The following is a 21,403-nucleotide window of genomic DNA, read 5'->3' as shown; positions in this document are numbered from 1 at the left end:
CCCGATGTTTTAGCTTTTCCGGGCTGCGCGCGGCCGCACGGACTCACCGCTGCGCGCTCCTTTTTCCCGAATTTACAGCAGGTTACCCCCATGCAATTTCGCGAGCTGATGGCTGTTATTTCCACCCATGCGATCCGCCTTCAACAGGACGATGAAGACCTGGTCATTCTGGGCGATGACGACGCACTGGACGATGCGTTGTGGGACAGCCTCGCCAAACACAAGGCGCAGTTGCTGGAACTGGTGGCGAGCCACGGCGGCAACTGGTCGAGCCCGGCGCTGCGCATCACCCCGGACATGCTGCCGCTGGTGCCGCTGGATCAGCCGGCCATCGACCGCATCGTCGCCACCGTGCCGGGCGGCGTGGTGAACGTGCAGGACATCTATCCGCTGGCGCCGTTGCAGGAGGGGCTGCTTTATCACCATCTCTCCGCGCCGGAGGGGGATCCCTACGTGTCGCAGGCGCGGTTCACGTTCGACAGTCGCGGACGGCTGGATACATTCACCGACGCGCTGCGTCGGGTGATCGGGCGCCATGACATTTTGCGCACCGCCATCCTCTGGGAGCATCTGGACGATCCCGTGCAGGTGGTCTGGCGTGAAGCCCCGCTGGTCAGTGAGGAAGTCGATCTGAATGATCGCGAGGACGTACTCGCGCAATTGCTGGCACGCCACGACCCGCAGTACTTTCGCCTCGACCTGCAACAGGCCCCATTGTTGCGGCTGGTGTTCGCCGAGGATCCGGCCAACGACCGGGTGGTCGCATTGTTGCTGTTCCATCACATGATCATGGATCACGTCGCGCTCGATGTGGTACGCCGGGAAATTCAGGCCTACCTGTCAGGCCGCGATGCCGAAGTCGCGAGGGCGGTGCCGTTTCGCGACCACCTGGCGAGGGCACGTCTGGAGTCGGATGAGCAAGCGCACCAGGCATTTTTTCGCGAGATGCTCGGCGACATCGACGAGCCGACGCTGCCCGGTGGCTTGCATGATGTTCAAGGTGACGGTCAGGGCATTGAGGAAGTCTCGTGCATGCTCGACAGCGATCTGAGCCAGCGCCTGCGTACCCACGCGCGACAATCGGGGGTGAGCGTGGCGAGCCTGATGCACCTGGCCATGGCACGCGTGCTGGGGCAGTTGTGCGGGCGCTCGACGGTGGTGTTCGGCACCGTTCTGCTGGGACGGATGAATGCGGCTGACGGTGTCGAGCAAGCATTGGGGATGTTCATCAATACGCTGCCTTTGCGGGTGGATGTCGGCGGGTCGAGCGTTCATGACGGCGTGCTGGCGACGCACCGACGCCTGACCGCGCTGCTCGCCCATGAGCAGGCGTCTCTGGCACTGGCCCAGCGTTGCAGCGCCGTGGCGGTGCCGACGCCGCTGTTCAGCGCCATGCTCAACTACCGCCACAGCAGCGTGGAGGAAGTTGCCGAGGTGATCGAGCTGTCGCCGGGGGTGCACGTATTGGGCGCCCGCGAGCGCACCAACTACCCGCTGACGGTCAACATCGATGACCTTGGTCAGGACCTGCGCATCACGGTGCTGGCCGACGCGACGCTTGGCGCCTCCCGAATCGCCGGATACCTGCGCACGGCACTGGGCAGTCTTGTCGATGCGCTGCAGAACAACCCGCAAGCCGCATTGCACAGCCTCAACATCCTGCCGCCCGCCGAGCGTGAGCACTGGTTGTATGGCGTCAATTCACCGAAGGCGACGTTTCCCGACACGCCGTTGATCCATCAGCAATTCGAAGCGCATGCGCACACCCGGCCCGAGGCAGTCGCGTTGCTGTTCGAGGGCAGGACTTACAGTTATGAGGCACTCAACCGACAGGCCAACCAGGTAGCCCATCGTTTGCTCGCCCTTGGCATCCGTCCGGATGACCGGGTAGCGATCTGCGTCGAGCGCGGCCCGCAAATGATCGCCGGCCTGCTCGGCGTGCTCAAAGCGGGTGCCGGATATGTGCCGATCGATCCGGCTTATCCGCTGGAGCGCATCACCTTCACCCTGCAAGACAGTGCGCCGGTGGCGGTGCTGATGCAGGCAGCGACTCTGGATCGGATTGCCGGGCTCTCCGTGCCGCAGATCGATCTCGACGACCAAGGTTTGCAAAATGAACCGGAGTTCAATCCACAGATCCCGGACTTGAGTCCGGCGCATCTGGCCTACGTGATCTACACCTCTGGCTCCACCGGGCTGCCAAAAGGGGTGATGGTCGAGCACCGCAACGTGGCACGCCTGTTTGGCGCGACCCACGATTGGTTCCGGTTCAATGCGCAAGACGTCTGGGCGTTGTTCCACTCGTTTGCCTTTGATTTCTCGGTCTGGGAAATCTGGGGTGCGCTGGCGTACGGCGGACAGTTGCTGGTGGTGCCGCAACACATCAGCCGCTCGCCGGACGAGTGTTATGCGTTGCTCTGCCGCTCGGGCGTCACTGTACTCAACCAGACGCCAAGCGCGTTCCGGCAGTTGGTCGCCGCCCAGGGCCGCAGCCCGTTGCAGCATTCGCTGCGCGAGGTGATTTTTGGTGGTGAGGCGCTGGAGCCAGGATCGCTCAAACCCTGGTATGCGCGGGTCGGCAACGCCGGCACCCGGCTGGTGAACATGTACGGCATCACCGAAACCACGGTGCATGTGACCTACCGTCCGTTGGTGGCGGCAGACGCACAATTGACCGCCAGCAGCCCGATCGGCGTGCGCATTCCCGACCTGCAGCTATACGTCCTCGATGCTCGGCGGGAGCCAGTGCCAGCCGGGGTGACCGGTGAGTTGTATGTGGGTGGCGCCGGGGTTGCCCGTGGTTACCTGAATCGTGATGCGTTGACCGCCGAGCGCTTCATTGCCGACCCGTTCAGCGAGCATGCCGAAGCGCGTTTGTACAAGACCGGCGATCTGGCACGCTGGACGGTGGAGGGCGAACTCGAATACCTGGGACGCAACGACGACCAAGTGAAAATCCGTGGTTTCCGTATCGAACTTGGCGAGATTCAGGCACGTCTTGCAGCCTGCGACGGCGTGCGCGATGCGCTGGTGATCGCCCGCGAGGACAGCCCCGGCGACACGCGTCTGGTGGCCTACTGGCTGGCCGCCGAAGGTGTCGAACCGAGCGTTGCGCAATTGCGCGATCACCTGCTGGCATCGCTGGCCGAGCATATGGTGCCGGGCGCGTTCGTGCGCCTCGATGCCTTCCCGCTGACGGCCAACGGCAAACTCGATCGCCGGGCGTTGCCGCAGCCAGACAACGAAGCCTTCGCCCGGCGGGCGTTTGAAGCACCGCTTGGCGAAATCGAAACCCGCATCGCTGTAATCTGGCAGACCTTGCTCGGATTGGACCGGGTGGGCAGACATGACAATTTCTTCGAGCTGGGCGGTCATTCGCTGCTGGCGGTGAAGCTGATCGAGCGCATGCGCCAGCAGGACATGCAGTGCGACGTCCGCGTGCTGTTCGGCCAGCCGAGCGTGGCGGCACTCGCGGCGACGCTGGGAGGGGACGCCACGGTCAGCGTGCCGGCCAATCGCATCGAACCCGGTTGCACCCGCATCACCCCGGACATGCTGCCGCTGGCCACGCTGGATCAAGCGGCCATCGACCGTATCGTCGAGACCGTCGAGGGCGGTATCGACAACGTGCAGGACATCTACGCCCTGGCACCGTTGCAGTCGGGAATCCTCTATCACCATCTGGCCATTGCCGACGGTGACCCGTACGTGCTGCAAGCGCAGTTCGCCTTCGACGGACTGGCGCAGATCAAGGCGTTCGTTCGCGCGTTGAACAGCGTCATCGCTCGGCATGACATCCTGCGTACCAGTGTGGTCAGGGAAAACCTTGAGGAGCCGGTGCAAGTAGTTTGGCGTGCGGCGCCGCTGGCACTGGAGCGGGTGGATGCCGATCCGCAGGACGGTGATGTGTTGCAGCAAATGCAGGCGCGCTTCGATCCGCGACACTATCGCCTGGACTTGCAGCGTGCGCCGTTGATGCGCTTCGCCTACACCGAAGACCCTTTGCAAAACCGCTGGGTCGGAATCCTGCTGTTGCACCACATCGTGCTCGATCACACCGCGCTCGAGGTGTTGGTGGCCGAGATGAGCGACGCACTTGACGGGCAAGTCGGCGCGCTGCCGCCCCCCGTGCAATACCGCAACTATGTCGCTCAGGCCCGTCTCGGTTCGAATGCCGAGGCACATGAATCGTTCTTTCGCGAGATGCTCGGCGACATCGTCGAACCGACCCTGGCGTTCGGCCTGCGAGACGTACTCGGCGATGGCACAAACATCGTGGACAGCGAGCTGGCACTGGATGAGCGTCTTGCCACACGCCTGCGCAAACAGGCCCGCACGCTGGGCATCAGTGTTGCGAGTCTGGTGCATCAGGCCTGGGGTCAGGTACTTGCCCAAGTCTGCGGGCGCGAGGAGGTGGTATTCGGTACGGTGCTGCTGGGGCGCATGCAGGGGGGAGAGGGCGCCGATCGTTCGTTGGGCATGTTCATCAACACTCTGCCGCTGCGGGTCCATGTCGGGGCCACGGCGGTGGAGGCGGGTGTCAGGGCGACCCACGAGCGTCTGGCGCAGCTGCTGGTGCATGAGCAAGCGCCGCTGATACTGGCTCAACGTTGCAGTGGCGTGACGGGATCGGAACCGCTGTTCAATACCTTGCTCAACTATCGCCACAGCGCGCAGCAGACGGCGACGCCGGGATGGGAAGGCATCCGGATTCTCGATTCTCGTGAGCGCAGCAACTATCCGCTGGTGGTCAGCGTCGATGACCTTGGACAGGGCTTCCGGCTTGCTGTGCAGGCAGTGCCCGAAGTGGATGGCATGCGGGTCTGCGACTACCTGCAAACGGCATTGCACAATTTGCTGAGCGCGCTGGAACAGGATCGCCATGCGCCAATGAATCAGGTGTCGATTCTGTCGGCGGCCGAACGCCAACGCGTGCTGGTCGGTTTCAATGTCACCGGTCGCGACTTTGCCCACGGCCATGTGGTGCACCAATTGTTTGAAGCGCGAGCGGCGAGCCAACCCGACGCTGTGGCAGTGGTGCAGGGCGGGCAAAGCCTGAGCTACGACGGCTTGAACCGCCGCGCCAACCGCCTGGCCCATCACCTGATCGGCCTCGGTGTGCAACCGGACGACCGCGTCGCGCTCTGTGTGCAGCGTGGTCCGCAGATGCTGATCGGGCTGCTGGCGATCCTCAAGGCTGGCGCCGGTTATGTTCCGGTCGATCCGGCACATCCGGCAGAACGGATCGCTTACCTGTTGCAGGATAGCGATCCGGTGGCGGTGCTGGCACAGACGGCTACTCGCGACCTGCTGGGTGCCGTGCCGGTGATCAATCTTGACAGCGACGCCTGGCAGCATCTGCCGGACAGCAATCCACAGTTGCCGGACCTGACCCACGAGCATCTGGCCTACGTGATCTACACCTCAGGCTCCACCGGCCAGCCGAAAGGCGTGATGGTCGAACACTCGACCCTGGAAAACCTTGTGCACTGGCACGCCGAAGCCTTCGACCTGCACGCGGGCAGCCACACCGCCAGCGTGGCCGGTTTCGGTTTTGATGCGATGGCCTGGGAAGTCTGGCCGGCGTTGTGCGTCGGCGCGACGTTGCACCTGCCGCCGGAAACGGTGAGCAATGAGCACCTGGACGGACTGCTCGACTGGTGGCGGGCGCAGCCGTTGCAGGTGAGTTTCCTGCCGACACCGGTAGCCGAATATGCCTTCAGCCGCGAGCTGCAACATCCGACCCTACGCACCTTGCTGATCGGCGGCGACAAGCTGCGGCAGTTCAACCGCGAACAGAGTTTCGCGGTGATCAACAATTACGGTCCGACCGAAGCCACGGTGGTCGCCACATCCGGGCCGGTCGAAGTCGGCCAGCCGCTGCACATCGGCCGGCCGATGGCCAATGCCAGAGTTTACATTCTGGATGACCAGCAACGCCCCGTGCCCGTGGGTGTGACGGGTGAGTTGTACGTCGCTGGTGCGGGCGTGGCGCGGGGTTACCTGAACCGTCCCGATCTGACCGCCGAACGCTTCCTGAAGGATCCGTTCAACGAAGGGCGCATGTACCGCACCGGCGACCTCGCACGCTGGTTGGCGGACGGCAACATCGAGTACCTGGGGCGTAACGACGATCAGGTGAAACTGCGCGGCGTACGGGTTGAACTGGGGGAAATCGAAGCGGCGCTGGCCAGCCATCCGGCAGTGCAGGACGCAGTGGCACTGGTGCGCGACGGCCAGTTGCTGGTGTGGTTCACCGAACGTGCGCCTGCCGATATCGAAGCCTTGCGTAATCATCTGCAAACCCGTTTGCCGCAAGCGCTGATCCCGGCGGCTTACGTGCGACTCGACACCTTGCCGCTGACCGCCAACGGCAAACTCGACCGCAAGGCCTTGCCGGAGCCGGATCAGAACGCCTGGCTCAGCCGCGAATACGAGGCCCCGCAAGGTCCGGTGGAGACTGCGTTGGCACAGATCTGGACCGATGTCCTGAAGCTGGAGCAGGTCGGACGTCACGACAACTTCTTCGAACTGGGCGGCCACTCGTTGCTGGCCGTGAGCCTGATCGAACGCCTGCGCCAGATCGGCCTCAACACCGACGTGCGCGTGCTGTTCAGCCAGCCGACTCTGGCTGCATTGGCTGCGGCAGTAGGGAGCGGTCGCGAAATCGAAGTGCCGGCCAACCGCATTCCTGCCGACTGCACCCGCATCACTCCGGAATTGCTGAGCCTGACCGAACTGGATCAGGCCAGCATCGACCGGATCGTGGCCAGCGTGCCGGGTGGCGCCGCCAACGTGCAGGACATTTATCCGCTGGCGCCGTTGCAGGAAGGCATTCTTTACCATCACCTGAGCGCCGCCGAGGGCGATCCCTACTTATTACAGTCATGTCTGGCCTTTGCCAGCATCGAGCGCCTGCGCGCTTTTGCCAACGCCTTGCAAAAGGTGATTGCGCGCCACGACATCCTGCGCACCAGTCTGGTTTGGGAAGGATTGCCGAGCCCGCAGCAAGTGGTATGGCGAGAGGCTGCGCTGGCGGTGCAATCGGTCGATTTGAGTCCGCTGGATGGCGATATCCTCGATCAGTTGCGCGCACGCTTCGATGCCCGGGATTATCGCCTCGACCTCGGTCAGGCACCGCTGATCCGTCTGGTGTATGCCGAAGATCCGCTGCATGACCGTGTGGCAGGCGTGCTGTTGTTTCATCACGTCGTGCTGGATCACACCGCGCTGGAGGTGGTTCGCCGGGAAATGCAGTTGTATCTGCCGGGGCAGGTTGAGTCTTTGCCGCCCGCCGCGCCCTACCGCAACTACGTCCATCAGGCCCGCCAAGGCATCAGCGAGGACGAACACGAAAGCTTCTTTCGCGAGATGCTCGGTGATATTGACGAGCCGACCCTGCCATTCGGCTTGCAGGACGTACAGGGCGATGGCCGCAACATCGAGGAGCATTCGCTGGCGCTGCCAGTGGAATTGAATCGGCACCTGCGCCGCCAGGCGCGGCAATACGGGGTCAGCGTCGCGAGCCTGTTTCATCTCGCCTGGGCGCGGGTGCTGGCGGCGACTTCCGGACGCCGGGACGTGGTGTTCGGCACCGTGCTGCTGGGGCGCATGCAAGGCGGCGAGGGCGCGGATCGGGCTTTGGGGATGTTCATCAACACCTTGCCGCTGCGCGTGGAGGTTGACGGGCAGAGTGTGAGTGAAGCGGTTCGCACGGTTCATGAGCGGTTGGCGGCTTTGCTGGGACATGAGCATGCGTCGCTGGCACTGGCTCAGCGTTGCAGCGCCGTGGCCGCGCCTTTGCCGCTGTTCAGCGCAGTACTCAACTATCGACATGGCGGCCACGACGCTGCGCGAGTGCCTGTTGATCCGGTCTGGCAAGGCATCGAATTCCTGGCCCAGGACGGGCGCACGAATTATCCGTTGACCCTGAGCATCAACGACCGGGGTGATGGCTTCAATCTGTCGGCACTGACCCCGGATCATGTGGGGGCGCAGCGGGTCTGCGAGCTGATGCACACCGCTCTCACGGAGCTGGCGACAGCGTTGGCCGACAACCCCGGACAGGCCTTTGAACGTCTCAACGTGCTGTCAGCGGCGGCGCGCGCGCAGCTGCTTGGCGACTTCAACGCGAGCACGTCGGTTTACCCGTCAGCGCAAGGTGTTCATCGTCTGTTCGAAGCGCAGGTTGCGCGCACGCCGGAGGCCGTGGCGGTTCAGGCCGGCACGCAGCGCCTGACGTTCAGGCAATTGAACCAGCGCGCCAATCGCCTGGCCCATCATCTGCAGGGGATGGGTGTTACCACCGATACGCGAGTGGCGATCTGTCTCAAACGCAGCCCGGACATGCTGGTCGGTTTGCTGGCGATCCTCAAGGCCGGCGCCGCCTATGTACCGGTCGACCCGGCTTATCCACCCGAGCGAATCGCTTACATGCTGGCCGACAGTGCGCCGAGGGTGTTACTGGTTCGCGATGTAGCTTTGCCGAATCAGGCTGGCGTACCTGTGATTGATCTTGCCCATGAGACCTGGCAAGACCTGTCGGTTGCTGATCCGCAGGTCGCCGATTTTACGCCGGACAACCTGGCCTACGTGATCTACACCTCGGGCTCCACTGGCCAGCCAAAAGGCGTGATGGTCGAACACGCGACCCTGGAAAACCTTGTGCACTGGCACACCGAAACCTTTGACCTGCACGCCGGCAGCCACACCGCCAGCGTGGCCGGGTTCGGTTTCGATGCGATGGCTTGGGAAGTCTGGCCTGCGCTTTGCGTCGGTGCGACGTTGCACTTGCCGCCGGAATCGGTGAGCAACGAGCATCTGGACGAACTGCTTGACTGGTGGCGGGCGCAGCCGTTGCAGGTCAGTTTCCTGCCAACTCCAGTGGCCGAATATGCGTTCAGCCGCGAACTGCAACATCCGACCCTGCGCACGTTGCTGATCGGCGGCGACAAGCTGCGTCAGTTCAATCGCGAGCAGACCTTCTCGGTGATCAACAACTACGGCCCGACCGAGGCTACGGTGGTCGCCACGTCCGGGCCGGTCGAAGTCGGCCAACCGCTGCACATCGGCCGGCCGATGGCCAACGCCCGAATCTATCTGCTCGATGACCAGCAACGTCCGGTGCCAGTAGGTGTCACGGGCGAGTTGTACGTCGCCGGCGCTGGGGTGGCGCGGGGTTATCTGAACCGTCCCGATCTGACCGCCGAACGCTTCCTGAATGATCCGTTCAACGAAGGACGCATGTACCGAACCGGCGACCTCGCACGCTGGCTGGCGGACGGCAACATCGAGTACCTGGGCCGCAACGACGATCAGGTGAAACTGCGCGGCGTGCGGGTTGAACTGGGGGAAATCGAAGCCGCCCTGAGTACCCATCCGGCAGTGCAGGACGCAGTAGCGCTGGTGCGCGACGGGCAGTTGCTGGTGTGGTTCACCGAGCGAGCGCCGACTGATATCGAAGCTCTGCGCAATCATCTGCAAACCCGGTTGCCGCAAGCGCTGATCCCGGCGGCTTATGTGCGACTCGACACTTTGCCGCTGACCGCCAACGGCAAACTCGACCGCAAGGCTTTGCCGGAGCCGGATCAAAGCGCATGGCTCAGCCGTGAATACGAGGCCCCGCAAGGCCCGGTGGAAACTACGCTGGCGCAGATTTGGGCCGATGTTCTGAAGCTGGAAAAAGTCGGTCGCCACGACAACTTCTTCGAACTGGGCGGCCACTCGCTGCTGGCCGTGAGCCTTATCGAACGCCTGCGCCAGATCGGCCTGAACACCGATGTGCGCGTGCTGTTCAGCCAACCAACGCTGGCTGCACTGGCCGCAGCGGTAGGCAGCGGTCGCGAAATCGAAGTGCCGGCCAATCGCATTCCTGCCGACTGCACCCGCATCACCCCGGATTTGCTGAGCCTGACTGAACTGGATCAGCCGAGCATCAACCGGATCGTGGCCAGCGTGCCGGGTGGCGCCGCCAACGTGCAGGACATTTATCCGCTGGCGCCGTTGCAGGAAGGCATCCTTTATCACCACCTGAGTGCGGAGCAGGGCGACCCGTACTTGCTGCAATCGTGGCTGGCTTTCGACAGCCTCGAGCGGCTCGACAGCTTCGCGGCGGCGCTGCGCAAGGTCATTGCACGCCACGACATCCTGCGCACGGCGGTGATCTGGCAGAAACTGGCCGAGCCGATGCAAGTGGTATGGCGTCACGTCGAGTTACCGGTGCAGGAGATCCTGTTCGACCCGGCGGATGGCGACGTTCTTGAGCAGTTGCACGAGCATTTCGATGCCCGTCACTACCGCCTCGACATCAGCCAGGCACCGTTGCTGCGTCTGGTGTATGCCCGTGATCCGGCCCACGACCGGGTGGTCGCGATGTTGCTGTTCCACCATGTGGTGATGGATCACACTGCGCTGGACGTGGTGCAGCACGAAATGCTCGCCTGCCTGCAAGGGCGCGAAGCCTCGCTGGGCGCGGCGGTGCCTTACCGCAACTACGTGGCGCAGGCGCGGCTGGGTGTCAGCGAGCAGGAGCACGAAGCGTTCTTCCACGACATGCTCGGCGACATCGACGAGCCGACCCTGCCGTTCGGTTTGCAGGATGTGCAAGGTGACGGTAGCGACATCGAGGAAACGCGACAGGCCCTGACCGAAGCGACCAGCCAGCGTCTGCGCAGCCTCGCACGGCAACTGGGCATCAGCGTGGCCAGCCTGTTCCACCTCGCGTGGGCACAGGTGCTGGCCGCGACATCCGGGCAGGATCGTGTTGTATTCGGCACGGTGCTGATGGGCCGGATGCAGGGCGGCGAGGGTGCCGACCGGGCGTTGGGGATGTTCATCAACACCTTGCCGCTGCGGGTCGATCTGGGGGCAGCCCCGGTGCGCGAAGGAGCTCGGGCGACGCATGCGCGGCTCAGTGCGCTGCTTGGCCATGAACACGCGTCACTGGCGCTGGCCCAGCGTTGCAGCGGCGTGGCCGCGCCGTCGCCGCTGTTCAGTTCGATGCTCAACTACCGGCACAGCGCCGACGAGGCGCAACAGCAAAACCGGCGTCAGGCCTGGCAGGGCATCGAGACCCTGAGCAGCGAAGAGCGCACCAACTATCCGCTGAGTCTGGGCGTCGATGATCTGGGCAGCGGTTTTGTGCTCACCGCCATGACCCCGGCGAGCATCGGTTCGCAGCGGATCTGCGACTACATGCAGACCGCGCTGGAGACACTGGCGGAGGCTCTGGAACAGGCACCGGATCAGCCGCTGAACCGCTTGCCGATCCTTGACGGCGCAGAACGTCAGCGGGTGCTTTACGACCTCAATGTCACCGGCACCGCCGATGATCTGGAGCAAACCGTTCACGGGCTGTTCGAAGTGCAGGTACAACGCACGCCACTAGCCGTTGCGTTGCAGGCTGGTGAACAGCGGCTGACTTACGCCGAACTCAACGCACAGGCCAACCGTCTGGCCCATCACTTGCGCGAGCTGGGCGTGGGGCCGGATTCTCGGGTGGCAATCTGTGTCGAGCGCGGGCTGGAGCTGATGGTCGGTCTGCTCGGCATCCTCAAGGCTGGCGGCGCCTATGTGCCGCTGGACCCGGCGTATCCGGCGGAACGTCTGGATTACATGCTCAAGGACAGCGCCCCGGTAGCGGTGCTGGTGCACGGGGCGACGCGTGAGTTGCTGGGCGAGAGCACCGCGCTGGTGATCGATCTAAATCAGGACCACTGGACATTCAATCCGGATGACAATCCGCAAGTGCCGAACCTGAGCACTTCGAACCTGGCCTACGTGATCTATACCTCCGGTTCGACCGGTGCGCCGAAGGGCGTGATGGTCGAGCATCGTGGCGTCGGCAATTTGCTGCACTGGAGTTCGCAGCTGTGTCCCGCCGTGACGGACGGCGCGCTGTTGCAGAAAACCCCGTTCAGTTTCGATGCCTCGGTCTGGGAGCTGTTCTGGCCTCTGAACGCTGGCCTGCGTCTGGTGCTGGCGCGTCCTGACGGGCACCGCGAGCCGGCTTATCTGGCGCAGGTGATTCGCGAGCAACGGATCAGCGTGATCCAGTTCGTGCCGGTCCTGTTGCAACAGTTCCTCGAGCAGGACGATGTCAGCCAGTGCAGCAGCCTCACCGATGTGTTCTGTGGCGGCGGTGACCTGACGCCGGCGCTGGCTCGCCGTGTGCGCGAGCGTTTGCCGCAAGTGCGTTTGCACAACGTTTACGGCCCGACCGAAGCCACGGTCGACAGCACGGTGTGGACGCTGGAACCGTCGATGCCGGTGCCGGACAGCGCGTTGCCGATCGGGCGGCCGATCAACAACACCCGTCTGTATGTCCTCGATGCCGCCAAGCGGCCGGTGCCGATGGGCGTGATCGGTCAGTTGTTCATTGGTGGTGCCGGGGTTGCGCGGGGCTATCTGGGCCTGCCGCAGTTGATGGCTGAACGGTTTATCCCGAGCCCGTTCGTGGCCGGCGATCGGCTGTACGCCACGGGCGACCTAGTGCGTTACCGCGCCGATGGGCAGCTCGAATTCATCGGGCGCAACGACTTCCAGGTCAAGCTGCGTGGCCTGCGCCTGGAACCGGGTGAGATCGAAGCGCAACTGGTCAGCCATCCAGCGCTGCGCGAAGCCGTGGTGATGGTGCGTGAGGAGCGTCTGGTGGCGTACTTCACCTGGCATGCCGACGCCGGGCAACCGGGGATCGAGGCGTTGCGCGAACACTTGCTGGCACGCTTGCCCGATTACATGGTGCCGTCGGCGTTTGTCGCGCTCGACAGCCTGCCGCTGAGCCCCAACGGCAAGGTCGATCGCAAGGCGCTGCCCGCACCGGATTCGGCTGCAGTCAGCATTCGCGAATACGAAGCCCCGGTCGGCGAGATGGAAATCCTCCTCGCGGGACTGTGGTGCGAATTGCTCAAAGTCGAGCGCGTCGGGCGACAAGACCATTTCTTTGAGCTGGGTGGGCATTCGTTGCTGGCGGTCAGTCTGATCGGGCGCCTGCAACAGGAAGGTATCGAAGCCGATGTCCGGACGTTGTTCGAGCAACCGACTCTGGCTGGTTACGCGGCTATCACGGAAAGAATGGAGATCGTCCTGTGAACCTGAATGAACTGTTGGCGACACTGAAGACAAAAGACATCCAGTTGGCAATCACGGACGGGCAATTACGGGTCAATGGAAACAAGCAGGCCCTGAGTGAACCGGCCTTGCTGGCCGCATTGCGCGAGCAAAAACCGGCGTTGATCGAGCTGATCGAGGCGGGCGTTTACTCGCCCGTACGGGAAGGGCAGGTTGCAGTGCCGGTCAATGGCATTTCACCGGGCACAACACGGGTCACCCCGGTGATGCTGACAATGGTTGACCTGAGCCAGGACACCCTCGATCAAATTGTCGCGCAGATCCCTGGCGGCGGCGCCAATGTCCAGGATATCTACCCGTTGACGCCGTTGCAGGAGGGCATCCTCTACCACCACGCGAGCGCTGCACAGGGTGATCCGTATGTGATGCAGGCGAAATTCGCGTTCAGCGGACCCGAGCGGTTCGAGGCATTCGTCCAGGCCCTGCAGACCGTCATCGAACGCCACGACATTCTGCGCACCGCCATCGTTTGGGAAGGACTGGACACGCCGGTGCAAGTGGTCCTGCGACGTGTCGGGTTACCTGTGGAAGAAGTGCAGCTCGATGTGGCTCAAGGCGATGTTCTGGAGCAGTTGCATGCGCGATTCGACGCCCGGCATTTCCGTCTCGACGTGACACGTGCACCGCTATTGCGCCTGGCCCATGCCTGGGATGCAGAGTCCGGGCGTATTGTCGCGATATTGCTGTTTCACCACATGGCAATGGACCACTCGGCGCTCGCTGTGGTCAGCGAGGAAATGCAGGCTTGCCTGTCAGGGCAGAGCGCCAGACTGGGAGCGCCCGTACCGTTTCGCAATTATGTCGCCCAGGCGCGGCTAGGCATCAGCGAGGCGGAGCACGAGGCGTTTTTCCGCGAGATGCTCGGTGACATCGACGAGCCGACGTTGCCGTTCGGCCTGCAAGGCGTACATGGCGACGGCAGCGACATCGAAGAGTGCGGTGTGCCACTTGACCCGTTGCTGGGGCAGCGCCTGCGAGCCAGTGCCCGGTCGCTAGGCGTGAGTGTCGCGAGTCTGTTCCATCTCGGCTGGGGGCAGGTTCTGAATGCACTCACCGGCAAGTCCGCCGTTGTGTTCGGTACCGTGCTGATGGGGCGGATGCAAGGGGCGGAGTCGACCGAGCGCGCGCTGGGCATTTTCATCAACACCTTGCCGTTCCGTGTCGAGGTCAGCGCGCTGGCAGCAAGCGAGTCGGTGAAGGCCACCCATGCACGTCTGACCCGTCTGATGCGCCATGAGCACGCCCCGCTGGTGCTGGCCCAGCGTTGCAGCGGGGTGGTCGGGTCATCGCCGCTGTTCAGTTCGCTGCTCAACTACCGGCACAGCACCTCGAGTGCCAATGCCAGTGCCGAAGCGCTCTCGGCCTGGGAGGGGATCAGCGTCCTGCATGCGGAGGAACGCACCAATTACCCGCTGACCTTGAGCATCGATGACTTTGGCGATCACTTCAGCCTGACGCTGCTGGCCACCCGTGAAGTCGAGGCGCAGCGCATCTGCGGCTATATGGTGTGTGCCATGGAAAACCTGTTGCAGACACTGGAGCAAGCTGCGGATACGCCGTTGAGCCAACTGTCGGTTCTGCCCGCCCTGGAGCGCGAACAGCTGTTGACGGGGTTCAACACCAGTGATGTTGAATACGTACGCGGACAGACGATTCATCAACGCTTCGAGGCGCAGGTCGTCGCGCGACCGCAAGCGCTGGCAGCGGTGCAGCTGGACAAGCAACTGACGTTCCACGAATTGAACCGCCAGGCCAACCTTCTGGCACATCGCTTGATCGAACTGGGCGTGCAACCGGATGACCGGGTAGCCATTGTCGCCCGGCGAGGGCTGGATACCCTGGCCGGATTGCTCGCCGTCCTCAAGGCAGGCGCCGGGTATGTGCCGATCGACCCCGCGCACCCGGCCGAACGCCTGAACTATTTGCTGAGTGATTGCGCACCGGTGGCGATCCTGACCTCACGTGATTTGCTCGCACGGCTACCGGCGCAGGAGCTGCCGGTGCTTGATCTCGACCCGCGCACCTGGCGCTCAGGCAATGACGCAAACCCGGTGGTACCAGGTTTGTCCGAGGCGAACCTGGCTTACGTGATCTACACCTCCGGCTCCACCGGTTTGCCCAAGGGCGTGATGGTCGAACACCAGACACTGGCCAATCTGGTCGACTGGCACAGCAACGCCTTTGACCTGTGTGCCGGTCGCCATACGTCGAGTCTGGCCGGGTTCGGCTTCGACGCAATGGCATGGGAAGTCTGGCCAGCTCTGTCCGTTGGCGCGACCCTGCACCTGGCGCCTGCGCAGGACGGCGGTGAAGACGTCGACGGGCTGCTGGCCTGGTGGTGCGCGCAACCGCTGGACGTGAGTTTCCTGCCGACGCCCGTCGCCGAATACGCCTTCAGCCGGCATCTCGAGCACCCGACATTGCGTACCCTGCTGATCGGCGGCGACCGCTTGCGTCAGTTTTCGCGCAATCAGCATTTCGATGTGATCAACAACTATGGCCCTACCGAAGCCACCGTAGTCGCCACGTCCGGACGGATCGAGGCGGGGGAGGCGCTGCACATCGGCAAACCGGTGAGCAATACCTCGGTGTACCTGCTCGACGACCAACAGCGTCCGGTGCCGATCGGCGTATCCGGCGAGCTGTATATCGGTGGCGCAGGCGTGGCGCGCGGTTACTTGAACCGTGCGCAACTGACCGCTGAACGCTTTCTGCCGGACCCCTTCAGTGAACGACCGAATGCGCGTATGTATCGCGCTGGCGACCTTGCTCGCTGGCGCCCGGACGGGACGATCGAATATCTGGGGCGCAACGATGATCAAGTGAAAATCCGCGGCATGCGCATCGAATTGGGGGAAATCGAAAGCCGTCTGCATCAGCTTCCCGGCCTTCAGGAAGTGGTTGTCCTGGCTCGTGAAGACGAGCCAGGACAACCGCGGCTGGTGGCCTATTTCACCGAACAGGCCCAGGTGCAGCCACTGGCGGTAGCGCAGCTGCGCGAGCATTTGCTGGGCCAGTTGCCCGAATACATGGTGCCGGTCGCGTTTGTCAGGCTCGACAGCTTGCCGCTGACCGCCAATGGCAAGCTCGATCGCAAGGCCTTGCCGTTACCGGAGCGCACAGCCCTGCTCACACGCGAATACGAGGCACCACAAGGCGAGCTGGAATGCACACTGGCGCAGATCTGGGCCGAGGTTCTGCAGGTCGAACGGATAGGGCGTCAGGATCATTTCTTTGAGTTGGGCGGCCATTCGTTGCTGGCCATGCGCATGGTCGCGCAAGTGCGTCAACGGCTGGGTGTGGAGCTTGCGCTCGGCGAGTTGTTCGCCAATGCCGAACTGGCGTCGGTGGCGCAGTCGCTGACCCGGGCCGGCCGCTCTACGCAGCCGCCGATCCTGCCGGTGCCACGGGAAGGCGCATTGCCGCTGTCGTTTTCCCAGCAGCGCTTCTGGTTTCTGGCGCAGATGGAAGGTGCCAACACGGCTTACAACATTCCGATCAGCCTGCGTCTGCGCGGTGTGCTCGACGCCGATGCGCTACAGCGGGCGCTGGCCCGGATTGTCGCCCGCCACGAAAGCCTGCGCAGCCGTTTCATGCCGTACAACGGCGAAGCCCAGGTGCTGATTACTCCGCCCGACAGTGGCGTGCTGCTGCGGGTCGAGGACCTGCGCCAGCACCCGCAGGCTGACGAAGCCTTGCAGGCGCTGATTCAGGGGGAAGCTTCCGGCCCGTTCGACCTGCAGGACGATCCGTTGATTCGCGGACGGCTGGTGCGTATGGCCGACGATCACCATGTGTTGCTGATCACCTTGCATCACATCATCTCCGACGGTTGGTCGATGGAAGTGCTGACCCGCGAGCTGATGGCGTTGTATCAGGCTTTCAGTCAGGGGTTGGCGGACCCTTTGCCGCCGCTGGCGTTGCAATACACCGACTATGCCGTCTGGCAGCGACGCTGGCTGAGCGGGGAGGTTTTGCAGCGCCAGAGCGAATATTGGCAACGCACGCTGGCCGATGCGCCAGCCTTGCTGACGTTGCCTGCCGACCGACCGCGACCACCGCAACAGGATTACGCCGGCAGCAGCGTCGAAGTGTGCCTGGACGAGCGCTTGAGCGCCGGCCTCAAAGCCTTGAGCCAGCGCCATGGCGTGACGCTGTACATGACGATGCTGAGCGTGTGGGCGATGCTGCTCAGCCGGTTGGCCGGGCAATCGGACGTGGTGGTCGGTTCGCCGGTGGCCAACCGTTTCCGGGCCGAAATCGACGGATTGATCGGGTTGTTCGTCAATACCCTGGCGTTACGCATTGATACTTCCGGTGAGTTGAGCACCGAAGCGCTGCTGGCGCGGGTCAAGGCGCTGACCCTGCAGGCCCAGGCCCATCAGGACCTGCCCTTCGAGCAAGTGGTGGAAATTGCCCGACCGGCCCGCAGCCTGGCCCACAGCCCGCTGTTCCAGACCATGTTCAACTGGCGCAACAGCGACGGGCCGGTATTGGCGCTGGGGGATCTGACCCTGGAAGCGGTGGCGGAGCCGAGTCACTTCGCCAAGTTCGACCTGACCCTGACCCTGGGTGAATCGCCCAACGGGATAAATGGCTGGATGGAGTACGCCACAGCGCTGTTCGATGAGGCGACGGCACGGCGTTATGTCGGTTATTTCCAGCGCTTGTTGCAGGCCATGGTCAACAACGACCAGGCAGTGCTGGAACACGCGCAGATAATCGAGGATCAGGAACGCACGCAGTTGCTCGACGAATTCAACGCCACCGCACCGGACTGTCCGCAAGTGCTTACCGTGCACCGGGTCTTCGAGATGCAGGCCGCCGAGCATCCGCAAACCGTTGCCGCGGTGCACGGGACGCAGGTGTTGAGTTACGCGGAACTGAACCGCAGCGCCAACGGCCTGGCGCATCATCTCATCGCTCAAGGTGTGCAGCCCGGCGATCATGTGGCGATTCTGTTGCCACGCTCGCTGGAGTTGTTGGTCGCGCAGTTGGCGATCATCAAGTGTGCGGCGGCCTATGTGCCGCTGGACATCAACGCACCCGCCGAGCGTCAGGCATTCATGGTGCAGGATTGTCAGGCGGTCGCGCTGTTGACCGGCAGCGATCAGGTCATCGAGTACCCGGTACGGCGAATGGATCTGGATACCCTGGCGCTTGCCGGGAGTCCTTCGCACAACCCGGATCTGCCTCAGTCCTCGGAGGCGCTGGCGTACATCATGTACACCTCGGGCTCCACGGGCACCCCGAAGGGGGTCATGGTGCCGCATCGCGGCATTACCCGCCTTGTGATCGACTGCGGCTACGCCGATTTCAACTCGAGTGACCGGGTGGCATTCGCTTCGAACCCGGCGTTCGATGCGAGCACAATGGATATCTGGGGCGCCTTGCTCAACGGTGGCCAGGTGGCCGTGATCGATCATGCGACCTTGCTCGACCCACAGGCATTCGGTAGGGAGCTTGACCGGTGCGGGGCGACGATCCTCTTCGTCACCACAGCGTTGTTCAATCAGTACGTGCAATTGATTCCCGAGGCGCTCAAAAGGCTGCGCATCCTGCTGTGCGGTGGGGAGCGTGGCGATCCGGCAGCGTTTCGAAAGCTGCTCGCCGAAGCACCGGACCTGCGCCTGGTGCATTGTTATGGCCCGACCGAAACCACGACGTACGCCACCACCTTCGAAGTGCGTGAGGTGGCGCCGGAAGCGGACAGCGTTTCGATTGGCGGCCCCATCGGCAATACCCGCGTGTATGTGCTGGATAACCGGCAACAACCGGTGCCGTTCGGCGTAACCGGTGAGTTGTACATCGGTGGTCAGGGGGTTGCGCTGGGCTATCTGAATCGGCCTCGACTGAGTGCCGAGAAATTCCTCCGGGATCCGTTCAGCGACAATCCGCAGGCCTTGATGTATCGCACGGGCGACCTGGTGCGCTGGCAGGCGCCGGGGCGACTGGAATGCATCGGCCGCAATGATGACCAGGTGAAGATTCGCGGCTTCCGCATTGAGCTCGGAGAAATCGAAAACCGCCTGTTGAGCTGTCCGGGGGTCAAGGAAGCGGTGGTTCTGGCCCGACGCGACGGACAGGAACCAACGCGGCTGGTGGCCTATTACACGGCGCACGATCCTGCATTGCAGGGCGCTACCCTCCGCGCGCTGCTGCAAGCCAGGTTACCGGAGTACATGGTGCCGACCGCCTGGGTGGCGCTGGAGAGCCTGCCGCTGAACAACAACGGCAAGGTCGATCGCAAAGCCTTGCCGGCGCCGACACACCAAGCGCTGGTCATACGTGACTATGAAGCGCCGGCCAATCCTCTTGAGGAATCACTGGCCGGGCTATGGGCTGAAGTGTTGCAAGTCGGGCGGGTAGGCCGCCATGACAACTTCTTCGAACTGGGCGGGCATTCGCTGCTGGCGGTGCGGCTTGTCGATCTGATGCAAAAGTCCGACAGGCCGATTTCGTTGGCCGAGCTGTTCCAGCATCCCACGGTCGAGGGGACTGCCACGCTGCTGTGCCAGCGCAGTGACGCTGTGCCGCTCCATGACGGCGTGGTCGTGGTGCGTGCAAGTGACCAAGGCACGCCGTTGTTCCTGGTGCATGAGTTCAGTGGTCGGGACCTGTATTTCCCGGCGCTGGGCCTGCATATCGGCGGCGAGTTCCCGATTTACGGCTTGCCGGGTATCGATCCCGGTATGGCGCAACTGCGCACCATGGAGTGCCTGGCGGCCCGGCTGGTCGAGGTGATCCGCGCCACACAACCCCACGGCCCTTATCGGCTTGCCGGCTGGTCGTTCGGTGGCGTGCTGGCTTATGAAATCGCGGCGCAACTGCTCGGGATGGACGAGTCAGTGGCGTTCGTCGGGCTGATCGACACCTACGTGCCGCGCCTGGCCGATCCGAACAAGGCGCAGTGGAACGATGCACATGTGCACAAGCGCCAACTGCTTTTGCATTGCACGGCGCATTGGGCCGGGCACGAAACACAGGGGCAGCAAGCATTGGCGCGTCTGGCGGTGTTGCAGACTGAACTTGAGCAGTGGGCGTTCGCCGATTTGTTCAACCATTGTCACGAACAGCAGTTGCTCAGACCCGAGCTGGCGGCTGTCTCGTCGGCGGATGCCTGGCATTACCTCGACCGGGAAGTGGCCCACGGGCATGCGTTGGCCCATTACCGGATCAACCCGATCGGTCTGCCGTTGCATCTGCTGCGTGCCAAGGAGCGTTCGGCGCAAATGTCACGACTCAGCGCCACGCGTGGTTGGGCTGAGGAGTTGCCAGGTGCGCAGCTGCACTGCATCGACGTACCGGGCGATCACCAGAGCATGATGAAAGCACCCCACGTTCAGGCATTGGGGCAGGCCCTGACTCAGGCGCTGGAAACGGCGACTGCGCCAGCGCCAACGGCCTATCAGCCGATCTTGACCATTCAGACCGGCCATACCGGGCATGCGCCGATTTTCTGTGTGCCGGGGGCTGGCGACAGTGTTACCGGGTTCATCCACCTGACCGAGGCGCTGGGGCCGGAGTGGCCGATTCATGGGTTGCAACCCCGAGGCCTCGACGGCGCGACGGTGCCGCACAGCCGGGTCGAAAGTGCCGCCACGTTCTACCTGCGGGCGCTTGAGCAGTTGTATCCGCAAGGGCCGGTGCATCTGATCGGGCATTCGTTCGGTGGCTGGGTGGCTTACGCCATGGCGGCGCAGTTGCAGGCGGCGGGGCGCGAGGTGGCGTCCCTGACCCTGATCGACAGTGAATCACCGGGCGGCAACAGCGTGGTGGGCAAGCCTTACACCACCACGGCAGCGCTGCTGAGACTGATCGAGTCGCTGCAATTGTCCAGCGGCAAGTCTCTGGGTATCGATGCGCTGGCCTTCGCCGAAGCCGACGACAGCACGCAAATGCGCCTGCTGCACGAGGGAATGGTGCGCGCCGGTGTGCTGTCCGAACGCGCGTCATTCGACGCGATGCAGGGCCCGGTGCGGACCTTCGCCACCGCGCTGCGCACGGTCTATCGGCCGGCTCTGGCCTACACCGGGCCGGTGCGTCTGGCGCTGGTAGACGACCCGACGCTGGACGCATCAGGCAACCAGCGCGAACAGGCGGCGATGCTCGAAGGCTGGCAGCGCGAGACCAGGGATCTGGCGGTGTGGTACGGCCCGGGCAACCACTTCACGATCCTCAAGGCGCCCAACGTCTTCAGTCTCGCGGCGTGGTGGCATGACGGGCTGACGGTGGCGGCGGGTCAAGTATTGTCCTGATTGAAGTCTTTATCCTG

The 21,403-nt window shown here is 63.5% G+C and carries 2 protein-coding genes; both read left to right on the top strand.

Going from position 1 to position 21,403, the window contains the following annotated elements; all coding sequences use genetic code 11:
- Positions 1-90 precede the first annotated feature (90 nt).
- Positions 91-13,089, top strand: coding sequence for a non-ribosomal peptide synthetase (locus tag L6D82_RS21200; protein ID WP_236191462.1), 12,999 nt, complete (start codon positions 91-93; stop codon positions 13,087-13,089).
- The gene (locus L6D82_RS21195) at positions 13,086-21,386 is read left to right on the top strand and encodes a non-ribosomal peptide synthetase (RefSeq protein ID WP_236191460.1); all 8,301 of its coding nucleotides are present in this window, start codon (positions 13,086-13,088) and stop codon (positions 21,384-21,386) included. Before L6D82_RS21200 ends, L6D82_RS21195 begins: the two co-directional genes overlap by 4 nt.
- Positions 21,387-21,403: the final 17 nt, after the last annotated feature.

This window comes from Pseudomonas paraglycinae, assembly GCF_021601625.1.
GTDB classification, from domain to species: Bacteria; Pseudomonadota; Gammaproteobacteria; order Pseudomonadales; family Pseudomonadaceae; genus Aquipseudomonas; species Aquipseudomonas paraglycinae.
Note: the sequence above shows the minus strand (reverse complement) of the source record. Positions and strands in the feature narration are given on the sequence as shown.

Coding starts and splice junctions, on each gene's coding strand:
- L6D82_RS21200 (WP_236191462.1), top strand. CDS start 91: ATGCAATTTCGCGAGCTGATGGCTGTTATTTCCACCCATGCGATCCGC.